Source organism: Trinickia sp. EG282A (assembly GCF_040965455.1).
GTDB lineage: Bacteria > Pseudomonadota > Gammaproteobacteria > Burkholderiales > Burkholderiaceae > Trinickia > Trinickia symbiotica.
In genome coordinates this window covers 1008058-1024878 of record NZ_JBFRCC010000002.1, presented here as the reverse complement: position 1 = coordinate 1024878, position 16821 = coordinate 1008058, and the positions used below count along the sequence as shown (strand labels likewise).

At 65.4% G+C, this 16821-nt stretch carries 19 protein-coding genes; 14 read left to right on the top strand and 5 right to left on the bottom strand.

All coding sequences use genetic code 11. The features are described 5' to 3' along the window. Position 1 precedes the first annotated feature (1 nt). On the bottom strand, positions 2-490 hold the full coding sequence (locus AB4Y31_RS12630) for an Lrp/AsnC family transcriptional regulator (protein ID WP_368674196.1): 489 nt from the start codon (positions 488-490) through the stop codon (positions 2-4). 125 nt (positions 491-615) lie between these two features. On the opposite strand from AB4Y31_RS12630, the gene kynB reads away from it, so the two are divergent. From kynB to AB4Y31_RS12590, 8 genes are all read left to right on the top strand, one after another. After that, positions 616-1260: an arylformamidase gene (kynB, locus tag AB4Y31_RS12625; protein ID WP_368674195.1), complete on the top strand. Its 645-nt coding sequence runs from the start codon at positions 616-618 to the stop codon at positions 1258-1260. Between the two features lie 94 nt (positions 1261-1354). Beyond that, the gene (gene kynU, locus AB4Y31_RS12620) at positions 1355-2605 is read left to right on the top strand and encodes a kynureninase (RefSeq protein ID WP_368674194.1); all 1251 of its coding nucleotides are present in this window, start codon (positions 1355-1357) and stop codon (positions 2603-2605) included. 79 nt (positions 2606-2684) lie between these two features. Next, positions 2685-3563 (top strand): tryptophan 2,3-dioxygenase, encoded by an 879-nt coding sequence (kynA, locus tag AB4Y31_RS12615; protein WP_368674193.1) that lies wholly within the window; start codon positions 2685-2687, stop codon positions 3561-3563. An 87-nt stretch (positions 3564-3650) separates the two neighbouring features. Then, entirely contained in the window at positions 3651-4130 is a 480-nt protein-coding gene (locus AB4Y31_RS12610) for a Fur family transcriptional regulator (RefSeq protein ID WP_020566191.1), read from the top strand. 35 nt (positions 4131-4165) lie between these two features. Beyond that, the gene (locus AB4Y31_RS12605; protein WP_368674502.1) at positions 4166-5047 is read left to right on the top strand and encodes a metal ABC transporter solute-binding protein; all 882 of its coding nucleotides are present in this window, start codon (positions 4166-4168) and stop codon (positions 5045-5047) included. Positions 5048-5054: 7 nt separating this feature from the next. Next, positions 5055-5969 (top strand): ABC transporter ATP-binding protein, encoded by a 915-nt coding sequence (locus AB4Y31_RS12600; protein ID WP_368674192.1) that lies wholly within the window; start codon positions 5055-5057, stop codon positions 5967-5969. Further along, the gene (locus tag AB4Y31_RS12595; protein WP_368674191.1) at positions 5962-6744 is read left to right on the top strand and encodes a metal ABC transporter permease; all 783 of its coding nucleotides are present in this window, start codon (positions 5962-5964) and stop codon (positions 6742-6744) included. The genes AB4Y31_RS12600 and AB4Y31_RS12595 overlap by 8 nt, the downstream gene beginning before the upstream one ends. Positions 6745-6848: 104 nt before the next feature. Beyond that, complete coding sequence (locus AB4Y31_RS12590) at positions 6849-7265, top strand: DUF1801 domain-containing protein (RefSeq protein WP_368674190.1); 417 nt, start codon at positions 6849-6851, stop codon at positions 7263-7265. Between the two features lie 19 nt (positions 7266-7284). Here the strand turns inward: AB4Y31_RS12590 and AB4Y31_RS12585 are convergent, their stop codons facing one another. Beyond that, positions 7285-8103: a cyclopropane-fatty-acyl-phospholipid synthase family protein gene (locus AB4Y31_RS12585; protein WP_368674189.1), complete on the bottom strand. Its 819-nt coding sequence runs from the start codon at positions 8101-8103 to the stop codon at positions 7285-7287. A gap of 295 nt (positions 8104-8398) precedes the next feature. On the opposite strand from AB4Y31_RS12585, the gene dalD reads away from it, so the two are divergent. From dalD to AB4Y31_RS12570, 3 genes are all read left to right on the top strand, one after another. Then, complete coding sequence (dalD, locus tag AB4Y31_RS12580) at positions 8399-9805, top strand: D-arabinitol 4-dehydrogenase (protein ID WP_368674188.1); 1407 nt, start codon at positions 8399-8401, stop codon at positions 9803-9805. A 170-nt stretch (positions 9806-9975) separates the two neighbouring features. Further along, a complete protein-coding gene (gene xylB / locus AB4Y31_RS12575; RefSeq protein ID WP_368674187.1) occupies positions 9976-11457 on the top strand; it encodes a xylulokinase in 1482 nt (493 codons plus the stop codon). Between the two features lie 62 nt (positions 11458-11519). Further along, positions 11520-12467 (top strand): sugar-binding transcriptional regulator, encoded by a 948-nt coding sequence (locus AB4Y31_RS12570; RefSeq protein WP_368674186.1) that lies wholly within the window; start codon positions 11520-11522, stop codon positions 12465-12467. A 148-nt stretch (positions 12468-12615) separates the two neighbouring features. Here AB4Y31_RS12570 and AB4Y31_RS12565 read toward each other — a convergent pair whose 3' ends face one another. Then, positions 12616-14787: a protein kinase gene (locus tag AB4Y31_RS12565; RefSeq protein WP_368674185.1), complete on the bottom strand. Its 2172-nt coding sequence runs from the start codon at positions 14785-14787 to the stop codon at positions 12616-12618. A gap of 34 nt (positions 14788-14821) precedes the next feature. Next, positions 14822-15256: a hypothetical protein gene (locus tag AB4Y31_RS12560; protein WP_368674184.1), complete on the bottom strand. Its 435-nt coding sequence runs from the start codon at positions 15254-15256 to the stop codon at positions 14822-14824. On the opposite strand from AB4Y31_RS12560, the gene AB4Y31_RS12555 reads away from it, so the two are divergent. The 3 genes from AB4Y31_RS12555 (at position 15243) to AB4Y31_RS12545 (ending at position 16298) form a co-directional block, all read left to right on the top strand. Further along, positions 15243-15515: a hypothetical protein gene (locus tag AB4Y31_RS12555; RefSeq protein ID WP_026229686.1), complete on the top strand. Its 273-nt coding sequence runs from the start codon at positions 15243-15245 to the stop codon at positions 15513-15515. The genes AB4Y31_RS12560 and AB4Y31_RS12555 overlap by 14 nt on opposite strands. Before the next feature lie 86 nt (positions 15516-15601). After that, a complete protein-coding gene (locus tag AB4Y31_RS12550; protein WP_107154112.1) occupies positions 15602-15868 on the top strand; it encodes a hypothetical protein in 267 nt (88 codons plus the stop codon). A 196-nt stretch (positions 15869-16064) separates the two neighbouring features. Continuing rightward, the gene (locus AB4Y31_RS12545; protein WP_368674183.1) at positions 16065-16298 is read left to right on the top strand and encodes a hypothetical protein; all 234 of its coding nucleotides are present in this window, start codon (positions 16065-16067) and stop codon (positions 16296-16298) included. Between the two features lie 4 nt (positions 16299-16302). On the opposite strand, the gene AB4Y31_RS12540 is transcribed toward AB4Y31_RS12545, so the two are convergent. Continuing rightward, complete coding sequence (locus AB4Y31_RS12540) at positions 16303-16557, bottom strand: hypothetical protein (protein ID WP_026229687.1); 255 nt, start codon at positions 16555-16557, stop codon at positions 16303-16305. Between the last annotated feature and the right edge of the window lie 264 nt (positions 16558-16821).

Sequence of the window (16821 nt, the reverse complement as noted above, 5' to 3'; positions counted from 1 at the left end):
CCTACCGCTGCGCCTCTCGAACGATCACGGGTACGCCAGAATCTTCCTTGAGCGTCTGCAAGACGATGTTCGAGCGGATGTCCATGACGCCGGGCGCCTTGTAGAGCTTGGTCAGCACGAAATCCGAGTAGTGCTTGAGGCTTTGCGCCAGCACGTGCAGCAGGTAATGCGTTTCACCTGTCACGACGAACGCGCCCACGACCTCGGGCCACTCGCGCACCGCCTCCGCAAAGCGCTCATGCCAGTTGGCTTGGTCGTTACGCATCGATACCTGCACGAACGCCTCCAGCTCGAAGCCGAGCGCCTCGCGGTTCAGACACGCGCGATAGCGCTCGATCACGCCCTGCTCCTCGAGCAGCCGCAGCCGGCGCAGGCACGCGGACGGCGAAAGGGAAATGCGTTCGGCCAGGTCCAGGTTGCTGATGCGCCCTTCGTTCTGCAGCACGCTCAGGATCCGGCAATCGGTTGCGTCGAGCGAGATCGCAGTCATTTTTGGCCCCTTTTTCTGTCGCATCTCGAATTATGTTCTAAGACGCGTCACTTTGCTCGCCGATATCGCAAGCACATTGCGCGAAGAGGCGCCTATCATCGCTAGATCGACTACGCGGATAGGGTATGGAGACGCTCTGGGACATCTCGCCGGCCATCGATTGCTCGACGCCAGTCTGGCCGGGCGACACGGCCGTGCACATAGAACGCGTGTGGAAAATGGAAGCCGGTTCGCCCGTCAACGTGGCGCGGCTCACGCTTTCGCCGCACACAGGCGCCCATGCGGACGCCCCACTGCACTACGACGCTGACGGCGCCGCGATTGGTGCCGTGCCGCTCGATCGGTATCTCGGCGCCTGCCGCGTGATTCATTGCATCGGCGCCGCGCCACGAGTCCGCCCGGAGCATCTTGCGGCGCATCTCGACGGCCCGCTGCCGCCGCGCGTCTTGCTGCGCACCTATGCGGAAGCGCCGCTCGGTCACTGGGACAGTGACTTTTGCGCGGTCGCGCCGGAGACGATCGACCTGCTGGCCGAGCGCGGCGTGACACTCACCGGCATCGACACGCCGTCGCTCGATCCTCAGGAGTCCAAAACAATGGACGCGCACCGCCGTGTGCGCGCTCATGGCATGGCGATACTGGAAGGACTCGTGCTCGATGCCGTCGCGGCCGGCGATTATGAATTGATCGCGCTGCCGCTCAAGTTCGCGACGCTCGACGCGAGCCCCGTGCGTGCCGTGCTGCGTTCGCTGCCGTCCGGGCGCCGTTGACTCGAGTGTCCGTCCTATCGCTTCGCCAAGCGGATTGCCCTCGGTCGTATCGAACAACGCCAACTGAATACTCTTTCGTTCTCTCGTTCTCGCCATGAAAACCCGTGAAGAAGCACTCGCGCTCGACCGCGACGATCCTCTTGCCCACCTGCGCAGCCGGTTTGCACTGAACCCGCAAGTGATCTATCTCGACGGCAATTCGCTCGGCGTGCCGCCGCTCGCCGCCGCCGCGCGCGCCCAGGCCGTCATCGGCGAGGAATGGGCCGACGGGCTCATTCGCAGCTGGAACGCGGCCGGATGGTATGCGCTGCCGCGGCGGCTCGGCGACAAGCTCGCACCGCTCGTTGGTGCCGGTGCGGGCGAGATCGTCGTGACCGATACCATTTCGATCAACGTCTTCAAGCTGCTTTCGGCCGCGCTGAGGCTTGCCGCGGCACGCGACGGCAAGCGCCGGGTGATCGTCTCCGAGCGCGCCAACTTTCCGACCGATCTCTATATCGCGCAAGGGCTCATCGATCAGCTCGATCGAGGGCACGTGCTACGCCTCGTCGACGACCCCGCCGAGCTGCCCGAGGCGATCGACGATCAAACGGCCGTCGTGATGCTCACGCACGTCAACTACCGCACGGGCTACATGCACGACATGACGGCGCTGACGAAGATCGCCCATCGAGCGGGCGCGCTTGCGCTTTGGGACCTCGCGCACTCGGCGGGCGCCGTCCCTGTCGATCTGCGCGGCGCGGGCGCCGACTTCGCCGTCGGCTGTACCTACAAGTATCTGAACGGCGGGCCGGGCGCCCCGGCCTTCGCGTGGGTCGCCAAGCACCACCAGGACGCGATCTCGCAGCCGCTCTCGGGCTGGTGGGGACATCGCGCGCCGTTCGCGATGGATGCCGTTTATGCACCCGACCAAGGCATCGGGCGGTTTCTTTGCGGCACTCAGCCGATCGTCTCGATGGCGCTCGTCGAAGCCGGGCTCGACGTCTTTCTCGAGACGGACATCGAGGCCGTGCGGCACAAATCGCTTGCGCTGACCGATCGCTTCATCGAGCTCGTGGAATCGCGCTGCGCCGGCCATGCGCTGACGCTCGTGACACCGCGCGCTCACGCCCAACGCGGCTCGCACGTGAGTTTCGCGCACCCGCACGGGTATCAGGTCATGCAAGCACTGATTGCGCGCGGCGTGATCGGCGACTATCGCGAGCCGCATGTCCTGCGCTTCGGCTTCACGCCGCTCTATACGCGGTTCGTCGATGTCTGGGACGCGGTGGAAACGCTGCGCGATATTCTCGCGAACGAAAGCTGGCGCGCGCCCGAATTCGCCGCACGCCATTCAGTCACCTGAGATCGATCGGCAAATGATGTCATGAAGGGGAAGGCCGCTCCATGAGCGGCACTGACCGGAACATGTTGAGGACACCGAAATGAATGATCACATGGCGTTGCCCGATCTGCCCGACGCCTCGAATCAATCGCAATCGACGAACGGCTGGCACGGCGCACAGCTCGACTTCTCGAAATCGATGAGCTATGGCGACTATCTTTCACTCGATCGCATTCTCTCGGCGCAACACCCGCTCTCGCCCGATCACAACGAGATGCTGTTCATCGTCCAGCATCAGACGAGCGAGCTCTGGATGAAGCTCGGACTCTACGAGCTGCGTGCCGCGCTCGATTGCGTGAAGCGCGATGCATTGCCGCCCGCCTTCAAGATGCTGGCGCGCGTCTCGCGCATTCTCGAGCAGCTCGTCCAGGCGTGGAACGTGCTCGCCACGCTCACGCCGTCGGAGTACACGGCCATGCGGCCCTATCTGGGAGCCTCGTCGGGGTTTCAGTCGTATCAGTACCGCCAGATCGAATTCCTGCTCGGCAACAAGAACGTCCAGATGCTCAAGCCGCATGAGCATCGTCCCGATGTGTTGGCGCTCGTGCGCGCCGCGCTCGAGGCGCCGTCGTTCTATGACGAAGTCGTGCGCCTGCTGGCGCGGCGCGGATTCGCGATCGATCCCGCGCGGCTCGAGCGCGATTGGACGCAACCGACCGTCCACGACGCGACGGTCGAAGCGGCATGGCTCGAGGTTTATCGCGATCCGTCGAAGCACTGGGAGCTCTACGAGATGGCCGAGGAGCTCGTCGATCTCGAAGACGCCTTCCGCCAGTGGCGCTTTCGCCATGTGACGACCGTCGAGCGGATCATCGGTTTCAAGCAAGGCACGGGAGGCACCAGCGGCGCACCCTATCTGCGCAAGATGCTCGACGTCGTGCTGTTCCCCGAGCTTTGGCATGTCCGTACGGTGCTTTAGACCTTGGCGGCATAGCCGCACTCCCCGGTCGCAGCTTGCGGTGATATGTTATATCATCTCGGTTGTTGCCCGAACGAGAACGATGCCATGTCAGCCGCCGCCGTCCACTCCGTCTCCGAACAGCTCGCCCGCGCCGACGCGTTCGCGGCCGAGCACGGCCTGGCGCTGACGCCGCTGCGCCGGCAGGTCTACGCGCTCGTTGTCGTCGCGGCCCGGCCGATCGGCGCCTACGACCTCCTTGCGGCGCTCGAGCCCGAGCGCGGCCGCGTACCGCCGACCACCGTCTACCGTGCGCTCGACTTTCTCGTCGAGCACGGCTTCGTCCACAAGATCGAATCGCGCAACGCATTCGTCGCGTGCTGCGAGGTCGGCAAGCCGCATCAGAGCCAGTTCCTCATCTGCGAGCGCTGCGGCGATACGGTGGAAATTCCGGGCGAAGAGCTCGCGGAGCGGCTTTCGGCGAGCGCACCCGCGCACGGTTTCGAAGTGCATAAGCAAGTCGTCGAGCTCTCAGGGCTCTGCGGCGAATGCAAGACAAAGAAGATCAATACCAAGGAAAACTCGTGAACGCAGCTTTGAAATTCCGACGGGCCGCCGAGTGTGTGCGCCGGCTGCCCCTACTCGCGGTGGCAGTCCTTGCGGCGTTATCGTTGAGCGAACCGGCACTCGCGCAAGCTGCGAAGACGATCAATGTCGTCGCAGCCGAAAATTTTTATGGCGACGTTGTCAGCCAGCTCGGCGGCAAGCACGTCGAGGTCACGAGCATTCTAAGCAACCCCGATCAGGATCCGCACCTCTTCGAAGCGAGCCCGAAGACGGCGCGCGCATTGCAGCACGCGGACCTCGTCGTCTACAACGGCGCCGCCTACGATCCGTGGATGGATAAGCTCCTCGCCGCATCGAAGAGCGCCAAACGTACGACGATCGTTGCCGCCGCTCTCGTCGGCAAGAAGAGCGGCGACAACCCGCATCTCTGGTACGACCCACGAACAATGCCCGCCGTCGCGCGCGCGGTGGCCAAAGCGCTCGATGACAAGGATCCGGCGAACAAGGCCGCCTATGAAGCGAATCTGACGAAGTTTCTCGAGTCGTTGAAGCCGATCGACGACAAGGTGGCCGAGCTCAAGTCCCGATTCCACGGCACGCCCGTTACCGCGACCGAGCCTGTATTCGGCTACATGTCCGACGCCATCGGCCTCGCGATGCGCAATGACCGATTTCAGCTTGCGATCATGAACGACACTGAGCCGAGCGCATCCGACGTCGCCGCCTTCGAGAATGACCTGAAGACTAAGCAAGTGCATGCGCTCATCTACAACAGCCAGGCGATCGAAGCGATTACCAAGCGAATGTTGAAGCTTGCCCATCAATCGCATGTGCCGACCGTGAGCGTGACCGAGACGCAGCCGGCGCGCACGACTTTCCAGCAATGGATGCTCTCGCAGCTCGACGAGCTCTCGGCCGCACTGGGAGGACAGCAGTAGGCACGCCATGATGACGACCCACGCCAACCCATCGCAACGTTACGCGCTCGAGTTCGACCGGGCGACGCTCATGCTGGGCGGCCGGACCATCCTGAACGAAGCGAGCTTCGCGATCGACGAGGGCGAGTTTATCGGCGTGCTCGGGCCGAACGGCGCGGGCAAGACAACGCTGATGCGCGCCGTGCTCGGCCTCGTCCCCATCGCGAGCGGCGCGATCCGCGTCGCGGGGCAGGCGGTTGCGCGCGGCAACGTGGCGATCGGTTACATGCCGCAAACGCGCAGTGCGCTCGCGGGCCGACGCCTGCGCGGGCGCGAATTCGTCGCGATGGCGGCAGATGGCCATCGCTGGGGCCTGCCGCGCGCGGATGCCGCGACGCGCGCCGACGTCGAGCGTGTGCTCGACCTCGTCGACGGGCAGGCGCTTGCGGCACGTCCGCTCTCCGAACTCTCGGGCGGCGAGCGCCAACGGCTGCTGATCGCGCAGTGTCTGCTCGGCAAGCCGCGCCTCTTGCTGCTCGACGAGCCGCTCATCAGCCTCGATCCGCATCATCAGCGTGGCGTCGTCGAGCTCGTGCGCCGCGTGCAGCGTGAGCTCGGCATCGCGGTCCTGTTCTCGGCTCACGAGCTCAACCCGCTGCTCAACGCGCTCGATCGCGTCCTCTATCTCGGCAACGGCGCGGCCGCGCTCGGTACCGTCGACGAGGTCATCACGCGGCCCGTCCTTTCGCGTCTATATGGGTCGACGATCGATGTCATGCGGGTGAACGGGCGCATCTTCGTCATGTCGGGCGATGTCGAAATCGAAAAGCACGATCACGAGCACGAAGACGATGGGCCGCACGAGCAGGGTCGCGGCCATCAGCACGGCGGCACGCACGGACATACGCACGGACATACGCACGGACATACGCACGATGTTTGAATATGACTTCATGGTCAACGCGTTCGCGGCGTCGGGCATCGTCGCCGTCCTCGCGGGGATCGTCGGCTACTTTCTCGTCATGCGGGGGCAGACGTTCGCGGGGCATGCACTCTCGCACGTCGGCTTCACGGGCGCGACGGGTGCCGTGCTCGTCGGCATCTCGCCGCTCTGGGGCATGATCGGCTTCACGCTTGCGGCCGGGTTGTCGATGGGCGCGCTCGGCGAGCGGCTCGCGGGCCGCGACGTGGCGATCGGCGTCGTGCTTTCGCTCTCGCTCGGCTGCGGCCTGTTGTTCCTGCATTTCTTCACGGCTTATGCCACGCAAGTGACGTCGCTCCTCTTCGGCAACGTGCTTGGCGTCACTGTGGAGACGCTCGTCATTCTTGCTTGCATCGGCGCCGCAAGCCTGATCGCACTCGGCGCCATCATGCGCCCGCTGCTCTTCGCGACATTGCAGCCGGAGCTCGCGGAAGCGAAAGGCGTCTCGCTGCGCTTCGTGTCGATGTTGTTTCTCGCAATCGCGGCGCTCGCCGTCGCGGCCTGCACGCAAATCGTCGGCGTGCTGCTCGTGTTCACATTGATGGTCGGTCCCGCGGCCGCGGCGCAGAACGTCACGATGCGGCTCTCACGCGGCATCCCGCTTGCAGCGCTCTTCGCGCTCGCGCAGGCGTGGCTCGGCGTGACGCTCGCCTTCTACACCGATTGGCCGACGAGCTTCTGGATCACCGCGCTGGCGGCGCTCGTCTACTGCGCGAGTCTGCTCGCGCGCCGGTAGCCGATCGTTGCAAGCGATTGCCAACCCGAGTAAGACGATTATTGGATGTACCAGAGAGTACACTCGGCAGAGACTTCCCTGCTCTCCGCTCGAGGATCAAAACCATGACGAAGATTGGATCGCAAGAAGACATGTCCGCGTCGCAGCTCATCGACGCGAGAATCGAAGAGCTCGGCGACTGGCGGGGCGAGACGCTCAGTTGCCTGCGCGCGCTCATCAAGGAAGCCGATCCCGAAGTCGTCGAGGAGTGGAAGTGGAGGGGCGTGCCGGTGTGGTCGCACGACGGTTTAATCTGCACCGGCGAGACTTACAAGAGCGTCGTGAAGACGACTTTCGCCAAAGGGGCGGCTTTAAGCGATCCTTCCGGGCTCTTCAACTCCAGCCTCGAGGGGAACACGCGGCGCGCCATCGACTTCCGCGAGGGCGAGGAAATCGACGAAGAGGCGTTCAAAAACCTCATTCGCGCCGCCGTGGCACTGAACACGTCCAAAATAAAAGGCAAATCGTCGGTATCGGAATAGCCGAGGGACCCGCTCGCCGCTACCGGCAGCTCGCGATCGCCGTCAACACACCGATCCGCCCTTCGCGCAAACTGCGAGCGAGGTTGGCCATCATCGTCGGAAAGTCCGCTCCAAGCACCAGCGCGAGGCTGGGGCCGGCGGGCGGTCCGCCTGCCACCATTTTCGCGAACCATTGCGTCGCCACCTCCGTATCGTCGCGCCAGAGATCGATCGTGAATCCCGCGGCGGTCAACGCATCGCGCGTTTCGGCCTCGGTCCGCAAGTGGCTGTTTTCGGGCGTGGTCGCCCACGGCACCGGAAAATGCGGGGCGCCGTCCTTCGCGACGATGTCGTAAGTCGCGAACCGTCCTGCCGGCTTCAGTACACGACGGATCGCGCGATAGAGCGCTGCCCGGTCGGCGATGTTCATGGCGACATGCTGCAGGAACACGCGGTCGATGCTGCCATCCGCGACCGGCGGCTCCGTCGCATTTCCGGCAAGGAACGTCGTGCTGTCGCCAAGCGCGCAGCGCTGGCTCAGATAGCGAGCGGTGTCGACGAAAGATGGGCTGAGGTCGACGCCCGTGACGTGGACGCCATAGTTCGCGGCCAAATAGCGCGCTGGCCCGCCGATCCCGCAACCGAGGTCGAGCACCGCCATGCCGGCTTCGAGCCCCATCGCCTCGGCGAGCTCGCCCGTGGCGAGCATGCCGCGCGTATGGAACTGGTCGAGCATGGCCAGTTGTGGAACCGTCAGCACGGTTTCCTCGGGACCGAAGGCGGCAAGCGCGGCTTGCACCTTCGCGATCAAGCCCGCTCCGCCGTAATGGGTTTGCGCGCGTTGGGTGGGCGTATCCATGACTGTGCTCCTGACGGTTGAGTGACCCATACGCTACACGCCCGGCGTCATTCGATAAACCGGCTCAATCCGCATGCACCGTGAAGCAAAGCTACATAATGGAGGACCGCCCTGCCTCGCGGAAAGTCATTCTGCCTTTGACGGCATCCCGATCTTCCCGCATCGCGCCTTGACTTTCGCCGACCACGAACCGATCATTCGCTCATCGACAGAACAAAAGATCGGTTCGAGCGTCGTACCCCGCCCGCCCGTTGCGGCCCAGACGCGCCAGCCGATCTCAATCGGGAGACAAGCGATGGACAATGCGCCCGTCAGCGCTTCGAACGTGATTCTGCACATCGGGGCGGGATCGTTTCACCGCGCCCACCAAGCGTGGTATCTCCACCGTCTCAATGCGTCCTCGGCAGCCGCGTCCGGCGATGCCACCTGGTCGCTGACGGTCGGCAACATCCGCGGCGACATGAACGCCGTGCTCGACGCCCTGGCCGCGCAAAACGGCGTCTATACGCTCGAGACCGTCACGCCGCAAGGCGAGCGCGCCTACGAGACGATCCGCTCGATCAGGCGCGTCGTGCCGTGGTCCCCGACACTCAAGGGGTTGATCGAAGCCGGCGCAAACCCGGCCTGCAAGATCATCTCGTTCACCGTGACCGAGGGCGGCTATTACCTCGACGAGCACGATCGGCTCGATACCTCCAATCCTGACCTCGCGGCCGACCTGGCCGGCGGACGCACGACGATCTACGGCGCGCTCGCCGCCATCCTCGACGCGCGTCGCGCGCGCAATGGCGGCGCGCTCACGCTGCAAAGCTGCGACAATTTGCGCAGCAACGGCGAGCGATTCGAAGCGGGCATGCGCGCTTTCCTCGCGGCGCGCGGGCAAGCCGAGCTCGCCACCTGGTTCCAGGAAAACACGGCTTGCCCGAACTCGATGGTCGACCGCATCACACCGCGCCCGACACCCGACGTGCGCGAGCGCGTGAAAGCGGCGACGGGCATCGACGATGCCTGCCCCGTCATGGGCGAGGCGTTCATCCAGTGGGTCATCGAGGATCGCTTCCGCGCAGGCCGCCCGGCCTGGGAGCGCGCGGGGGCTGAGCTCGTCGCTTCGGTGCTGCCCTACGAGGAAGCGAAAATCCGCATTCTGAACGCTAGCCATAGCTGCATTGCCTGGGCCGGCACGCTCGTGGGCCTTTCTTATATCCACGAAGGCACGGCTGACGCCGACATCCGCCGCTTCGCGCACGAATACGTCACGCAGGATGTCATTCCGTGTCTCACGCCGAGCCCGCTCGACCTCGCTCGTTACCGCGATGTCGTGCTCGACCGGTTCAGCAACCCCTATATCCAAGATACGAATCAACGCGTCGCCGCGGATGGCTTTTCGAAGATCCCCGGGTTCATCGCGCCCACGCTCGCCGAATCATTCGCGCGCAATGCCGAGCCGAATGCGACGGCGGTACTGCCCGCTCTCTTCTTCCGCTTTCTCGATCGCTGGCGCGAAGGTACCCTGCCCTACACGTATCAGGACGGCGTAATGGACGAGGCGACGGCGCGCGCCTTCTTCTCGGCGGCGGACCCGCTCGCCGCCTTCTGCGGATCGCGGCTGCTCTGGGGCGGCATGGCAGGCAGCCCTCGGCTTGTCGAGACGCTGCGCTCGGCGCTCGCACGCGTCGATGCATGGCTGGTCTCGCGGGCTTGACCTCAGCGACGCTCACTCCCATCGGCCGGCCCGCGCCTGGGCCGCTCAGCGGCGCCGGCTTTGTCATCGCTCGGCTCACCGGGCTCGCCCGCATTGCCGCGCACGGCGGGCCGCGGATAAAGTAGCGCTTCCGCGCTGACGGAAGCGAAACCCTTCAAGGACTGCCTCCCATGTACCTCGGCATCGACCTCGGCACATCCGAAGTGAAAGTCTTGTTGCTCGCGCCCGACGGGCGGGTGCTCGGCACGGCCGGGTCGCCCTTCACCGTTTCACGCCCGCATCCGCGCTGGGCGGAACAGAATCCGGCCGACTGGTGGGAGGGAACGTGCGTTGCGCTCGCGAAGCTGCGGGAGGCGCACGGCGAAGCCTTCGCGCAAGTACGCGCGATCGGCCTCTCGGGGCAGATGCATGGCGCGGTCCTCCTCGACGACGCCGATCGCGTCCTGCGCCCGGCGATTCTCTGGAACGACATGCGCAGCGCCGACGAGTGCGAGGAGCTGACCCGGCGCGCATCGCGTCTGCACGAGATCGCCGGCAATCTGGCGATGCCGGGCTTCACGGCGCCGAAGCTGCTCTGGGTGGCCCGTCACGAGCCCGACCTATTTCGCCGCACGGCCTGCGTGCTGTTGCCGAAGGACTATCTGCGACTGCGGATGACGGGCGGCAAAGTCTCGGATCCCTCGGACGCCGCCGGGACGCTATGGCTCGACGTCGCGCGGCGCGACTGGTCCGACGAGCTGCTCGATGCCTGCGGCATGCGCCGCTCGCAGATGCCGAGCCTTGCCGAAGGCAGTGCACCTTCGGGGGTTTTGCGGCCCGAGCTCGCGCGCGAATGGGGCTTGTCCGGCGAGATCGTCGTGGCGGCCGGCGGCGGCGACAACGCGACGAGCGCGATCGGCATCGGCGCGACCGAGCCTGGCGACGGATTCGTCTCGCTCGGCACCTCGGGCGTGCTTTGCGTCGTCGGCGACCGTTTCCTGCCGAATCCGGCCTCGGCCGTGCACGCGTTCTGCCATGCGATTCCCGACCGGTGGCATCAGATGAGCGTCGTGCTATCGGCGGCGAGCTGTCTGCGCTGGGTGTGCACGTTGACCGGCACCGACGAGCCGACGCTCGTCGCCGAGGCCGCCGCGCTCGAGCCCGCGTCGCTCGCCGACGCCCCGCTCTTTCTGCCATACCTCTCCGGAGAGCGGACGCCGCATAACGATCCGTACGCCGAGGGGGTTTTCTTCGGCATGACGCACGCGACGAACCGCGCGCTCCTCGGCTATGCCGTGCTCGAAGGCGTCACGCTGGCGCTCGCGGACGGCCTCGACGCGCTCGCGACAGCCGGCACGACACCGAATGCGCTGTCGCTGCTCGGCGGCGGCGCGCGCAGCGCGTACTGGGCGCAACTGCTCGCCGATGCGCTCGCCACGCCAACGCGTCAGCACGGCGGCGGCGAAACGGGCGCGGCTCTCGGTGCCGCTCGTCTCGGCTGGCTCGCGGCCGGGGGCGATCCCGGTGTAGTGCTCGCCAAGCCGCCCATCGTGGCCGAGTTCGCGCCGAACCCGCGGCGCCATGACGAGCTGCGCGCCCGCCTCCTCGCCTACCGCGAGCTCTATCGACACGTGCGGCCGCTTTTCGATCCGTCGCGCAAGCGGCTCGCCTGAATTCGCTCCAGCGATCGGCAACCGTTTCGGACTCCTTACCTTACGACGCAGGCATCGCATCCGTGTCCAGATCCAACGATAAACTCGACTTGGCGACGCGTGCAGCATGGCTCTATTACGTCGCCGGCAACACGCAAAACGAGATCGCCGAGAAGCTCCAGGTCTCGCGCCCCGTCGCACAACGGCTCGTGGCCTATGCCGTCGAGAAGAATCTCATTCGCGTGCGAATCGAGCATCGACTGGCCGATTGCCTCACGCTCGCCGACCGTCTTTGCACGCGCTTCGGGCTGTCGATGTGCGAGGTCGTGCCGGTCGACGACGACATGCCCGAAGCGATCGATCGCAAGCTCGCTGTCGCCGGCGCCCAGGTGATGGAGCGGTACTTGAGCGAAGAAAATCCGATCGTCGTCGCGGTCAGCAGCGGGCGCACGCTGAAAGCGGCCGTCGATCAGCTCGGGCTGATCGACCGGCCGCAGCACCGGCTCGTTTCGATGGTCGGTGCGATCGCACAGGACGGCTCGTCGAATCGTTACGACGTGGCGCTGCATATTTCCGAAAAGACGGGCGGCAAGCACTTCCTGCTGCCGGCGCCGCTCATCGCCGATAACGAAGCCGAACGGGCGCAGTGGTGCAATCACCGGCTGTACCGGATCGTCGAGACGCTGTCCGCGCAGGCCGACGTGGCATTCGTCGGCATCGGCGATATCGGTCCGAAGTGTCCGCTTCACGTCGATGGATTCATCACGGCGGCGGAAGTCGACGAGCTGATGAGCCGCGGCGCCGTGGCGGAAATGTTAGGACTGCCAATCGACGACGAAGGCAAGCGCGTCGAATCGCCGACGGGACGGCGCGTAACGAGCCTGCAACTCGACGCTCCGCCGAAGCGGCCGACGATCGGCTTTGCCGGCGGCGCGAGGAAGCACCGCGCGGTTCTTGCGGCGCTGAAGGGCGGATGGCTCTCGGGGCTCGTGACCGACGAGGCTTGTGCGCGCGCCGCGTTGGGCGATTGAGCGGGCGCGAAGCGCGCGCATGCGTTCGCTGAAAGCGTCTCGGCGCGGCTTCGTTTTGTCGATGCGGTCGATGCGGTCGATGCGGTCGATGCGGTCGATGCGGTCAATGCGATCGACGCTGTCACTTCAGGCAATGCTGGCAATGCGATCAGTGCCCCGCGGGCCGCGTCGTGATCGGCGCGAAGTCCACGGCGATCCGTCCTTCCCCGTACTTCGCGGCGATCGCCTTCAATCGCGCGTCGACGGCCGCCAGATAAGCGGCGCGCGGCTCGCTCTCGGGGCGTAACGTGTCGAACAGCGGCGCCGGTGTCGCGACGAGCACGATCATCTCGCTGCCGAGCGGTTTCGCAATCACCCATTCCCCCATGCCGCCGATCGTCGCCGAGTAATTCGGCGGCGCCTGGTTGTCCTTTTCGCGGCGGCTCGGCACGAGATGGACCACGCTGCCGTCCAGCACGTAATAATCGACGCTGACATAGGTATCGTAGCCAGGCGTCGTCAAGTCGAGGACGAGCGGGCTGCCCTCGGTCAACTGCCCGTTCCTTGCCTTCGTTCGTATCGACGTGCCCGATGCGATGCTCGCTGCCTGATGCGTCGATACCCAGAATGGAGCGAACGCCTTCACGACATCGCATTCGTTCTCGCCGACGGAACGCACGTCGAGGTTCGCATCGGCGACGCCTGCTCCCGTCATGCCCGCGAGCGCATTGCGCAGATGCGCGAGACCGTCGTGCTCACCGACATAGCCGCGAACGGAGACCGAGCTTCCCTGCATCGACGCGCTCAACGCGGAACACGGCAACGAGGCAAGGACACGCGGCAGATCCGCGGGCGACGGCGCCGCGCGCGGTACCACGATGCCGGTGGAGGAGGTCGATGCCGATGAGGATGCGCCGGCTGCGGCAACATCGGAAACCGGCTGCCGATCGCGGGCAGTGTCCGAGCCCGTCTGCCCGCCACGATAGCCATACCAGACGGCAGCGCCGACAGCGATCGCGACGACACATGACCCGGCCCCGGCCGCGAGTGCGGTGCGCGAGTGCTTCCTGGCGAGGACCGCCGCGCCGCTGCCCGCGCGCGCCCCGTGCACCGCCTGCGCTACGGGCGCTCGGCGAGCGGGGGCGTTGGCGCCCATCCCTTCGAGAAACTGCTCGACGCTCGCCGTGCGCGTCTGCCTGTCGAACGACAGTGCCGCCTTCAGCGTTCGCCATTGGCGGCTGCCCAAGTCCTTCGGTCGCTCCGGCTGTCTCTTTTCGCCGCGGGCCTGCAACGCCGACACGCGATTGAACGGATGGCGTCCCGTCAGCAGCTCGTAGGTGACGCAACCGAGCGCATAGATATCGTCGCGTGGATCGGGCTCGCGATGCTCGAACATTTCCGGGCTCGCGTAGGCCGGCGTGATCCCGCCAAGCGTCGCCGGGTCGAAGACCGTGGCCTCGCTTTCGTCGTCGGGACGACGCAACGCGCGCGCGATGCCGAAATCGATGACCTTCACCTCGCCGCTGTCGGTCAGGAACACGTTGGCCGGCTTGAAGTCGCAGTGGACGAAGCCGCGCTCATGCGCATAGGCGAGCGCGTTGCCCATGCCCGCGATGATCGGCAGCGCCTTCTCATACGGCAGCCCGGCGAAGCCCGGCGCACGTAGCATCCGGCTGAGCGGACTGCCCGACAGATACTCCATCGTGATGTAGACGACCGGACCGTCGCGATCGAAGTCATGGACGGTCACGATGTTCCGGTGCGCGAGCGTTTGGGCCTTGCGCGCCTCGCGCTGCAACGCGATCAGCGACGTCGGCTGCCCACGGAACTGGACATTCAGCACTTTGATAGCGATGTAGGGCTTGCGGTCGGCCGCTTCGAGCTTGCGTAGATCGAGCGCTTTGTAGACCGTCCCCATGCCGCCCACGCCGAGACACTCTTCGAGAACGAAGCGTCCGTTCAAGGTATCGCCGATACCCTTCACGCGCTCGCCCGAGGCGGCGAGCCCCTCGCCTCGCGCGCCAAGCGTGTCGCTCGCGCCGTTCGTCTCGCCCGCGCTGGCCGGTACGGCGGCGCGCGCGACGGGCGGCGGCGCGACCTGCACGCGCGTCTCGTCGCCGAACTGGACTTCGGTTGCCGCGAATCGTTCGATATGCTTGACGACTTCGGCGTAGACGTCGTCGGGCAGCGGATCCTTTGTCTGCGTCTCGTCGAGCACTTCGCGCAGCCGCGTGCAATTGGTCGGATCGGTCGCGAGCGCCCGGTCGATCTGCGCGAAGAACGCGTCGTGCGAAAGCGCCCCGCTCTGAAAGATTTGGATTAGCTCCGCAAGGCTCGTCATTCGTGCGCCTCTTCAGGCTTCGAATCGGATGGGGTCACGGTGCGGTACCGACAAGGCCATACCGCACGAAACGACGCCCTCGATCGATACTAGTCTGCGCTCGTACCTTGCGCAATCCGTGCGCAAGCTCACCCTCGATCACCGATCGTCGTCCGGTTTCAGGGGCGCCCATGCCGTGACGGGGTCCACGGCCTCGCTGTTGCAGCTCGCCCAACAGTGCCGCCCGAACGTGTTGGTGCGCCAGCGACGATGTGGCGTGGGCCCCGTTGCCGCGCGTCGCCATACGATTCACCGCGAACCTATGGAACTCCTTGCCGCGCGGGGGTTTGCGCGCATTACTCACGTCGAACACCGCTCGTTGGCACACCTCCTGCAGTAGTAGGCGCGAGCCCGCAACAGATTGCAGCTCGATTCCAAACCCAGCCTTATCTTTACTTGCCTTCAGGAGAACTGCCATGAAATCGCTCATGATCGAAGACCTCGGTGTTGCCAAAGAACTCGACGACCGTGCCATGTCCGCCGTGCGCGGCGGTACGCTCGGCTACTACCTGCCGCTGCCGTACTACTCGCCCGTGCACGTTTCGGATACGACGAACTTCAGCGCGCAACAGCTCATCGGCCAATCGAACAACATCGTCAACAACACGGGCAACGACGCCGCGTTCGTGTCTGGCATCCACTCGACGGTGAACCCGTCGCAGACCGCCAAGAACACGATCAATTTCTAAGCGCGTTTGCCACCAGCCGCCGAGGCTCTCTTGCCTGCGGGTCTCGTCGGCCGCATCCGTTCGAATCCATCCCCAGGAGAATTGCCATGTCGTCCATCGTCATTCATGAGCTGGCGCCCGGCGCCGCGCTCGACCGCAAGGCCATGTCGCGCGTAAGCGGCGGCACCGGCTCGCCGCTCGTGCCGGGCAGCCCCAACATCAACGTGGCCGTCGGCGTCGACCAGCACATCAATCAGAACCAGGCCGTCGTCGTCAATGCGCTCAACAACATCGGCTTCATCGGCGCCGGCTTCGGCCCGCTGAAGCTCGACGTCAGCCCTTCGCAGTTCGCGAGCACCGGGTTCGGACTCTGAACTCCACGCGATCGGGCAAGTCAGGCTTCGCGGCCTCACTTGCCCGACTCGATTTTCGATGCCCCTGCGTTTTCGCTCGCCGCACCGCCTATACTGAGACGACGTATTGAAGCGCTACGAAACGCGTCGCGCGGGCTTCGCTTCACACGCTCGTCGTCCACGGTCGTCAGCGCCTTCACCCGTGCGGAGCGCAATCATGGCCACACTCGTCATCAACGATCTCCCCGAAAGCGTCGAACTGGACCGGCAGGCGATGGCCGCCATCACGGGCGGCGCGATGACTCGAGGGCAGGCTGCGCGATTCGCGGCGCGGCAGCAAACCCTGACCGGGCTCGACAGCCACGGCCCGACTGTGACTGCGACGCCGGCGTCCGCTGTCCGGACTACGACTACGCTTCTTTTTGCCGCGACTACATCACTGCTGCGCTGACCGATCAAGCCGCAAGGCGTTCGAGCCGCGTCGACATCGCCGGCCGTGTGACGGCGGGCGGGAACACACACCACGAGCCGTCGTCATGACGAAAGAAGAAGATCGCGAGCGTGCCGGTGGCATGAGCGGCCTCGATGCGAACGTACCTGTGCAGGCGATCGGGCGTGCGGGAGAAATGCGTCACACGCCCCGGCGAGGCCAGGCTCGGAGCGAGCCATTTGTCGACGAGCTCGCGAAGCGATGCATGCTGCGTATTCATTTCGGACTCCTCGACGACTCGTCTTGCCATAAGGGGGTGGGCTGCGGCAACACCGCTTCTTTCATAAATGGTTTGCCGTTGCCAAACCTTCTGCATGGGCTGTGCCAATGGCGCAGCCCCCCGCCGGGCAAGGCTTTGCGACTAACGAAGATCGTTATGGAGTCCGAAATGTCGGCGTCCACCCGACTGATCGGCGGAGGTTGTGTTGGTCCCCAAGCATCACTTTGCGCGCGCGCACGCCAAGGCGGATGCGCACACGCACTG

Coding starts and splice junctions, on each gene's coding strand:
- AB4Y31_RS12630 (WP_368674196.1), bottom strand. CDS start 490: ATGACTGCGATCTCGCTCGACGCAACCGATTGCCGGATCCTGAGCGTG.
- kynB (WP_368674195.1), top strand. CDS start 616: ATGGAGACGCTCTGGGACATCTCGCCGGCCATCGATTGCTCGACGCCA.
- kynU (WP_368674194.1), top strand. CDS start 1,355: ATGAAAACCCGTGAAGAAGCACTCGCGCTCGACCGCGACGATCCTCTT.
- kynA (WP_368674193.1), top strand. CDS start 2,685: ATGAATGATCACATGGCGTTGCCCGATCTGCCCGACGCCTCGAATCAA.
- AB4Y31_RS12610 (WP_020566191.1), top strand. CDS start 3,651: ATGTCAGCCGCCGCCGTCCACTCCGTCTCCGAACAGCTCGCCCGCGCC.
- AB4Y31_RS12600 (WP_368674192.1), top strand. CDS start 5,055: ATGATGACGACCCACGCCAACCCATCGCAACGTTACGCGCTCGAGTTC.
- AB4Y31_RS12595 (WP_368674191.1), top strand. CDS start 5,962: ATGTTTGAATATGACTTCATGGTCAACGCGTTCGCGGCGTCGGGCATC.
- AB4Y31_RS12590 (WP_368674190.1), top strand. CDS start 6,849: ATGACGAAGATTGGATCGCAAGAAGACATGTCCGCGTCGCAGCTCATC.
- AB4Y31_RS12585 (WP_368674189.1), bottom strand. CDS start 8,103: ATGGATACGCCCACCCAACGCGCGCAAACCCATTACGGCGGAGCGGGC.
- dalD (WP_368674188.1), top strand. CDS start 8,399: ATGGACAATGCGCCCGTCAGCGCTTCGAACGTGATTCTGCACATCGGG.
- xylB (WP_368674187.1), top strand. CDS start 9,976: ATGTACCTCGGCATCGACCTCGGCACATCCGAAGTGAAAGTCTTGTTG.
- AB4Y31_RS12565 (WP_368674185.1), bottom strand. CDS start 14,787: ATGACGAGCCTTGCGGAGCTAATCCAAATCTTTCAGAGCGGGGCGCTT.
- AB4Y31_RS12555 (WP_026229686.1), top strand. CDS start 15,243: ATGAAATCGCTCATGATCGAAGACCTCGGTGTTGCCAAAGAACTCGAC.
- AB4Y31_RS12560 (WP_368674184.1), bottom strand. CDS start 15,256: ATGAGCGATTTCATGGCAGTTCTCCTGAAGGCAAGTAAAGATAAGGCT.
- AB4Y31_RS12550 (WP_107154112.1), top strand. CDS start 15,602: ATGTCGTCCATCGTCATTCATGAGCTGGCGCCCGGCGCCGCGCTCGAC.
- AB4Y31_RS12545 (WP_368674183.1), top strand. CDS start 16,065: ATGGCCACACTCGTCATCAACGATCTCCCCGAAAGCGTCGAACTGGAC.
- AB4Y31_RS12540 (WP_026229687.1), bottom strand. CDS start 16,557: ATGAATACGCAGCATGCATCGCTTCGCGAGCTCGTCGACAAATGGCTC.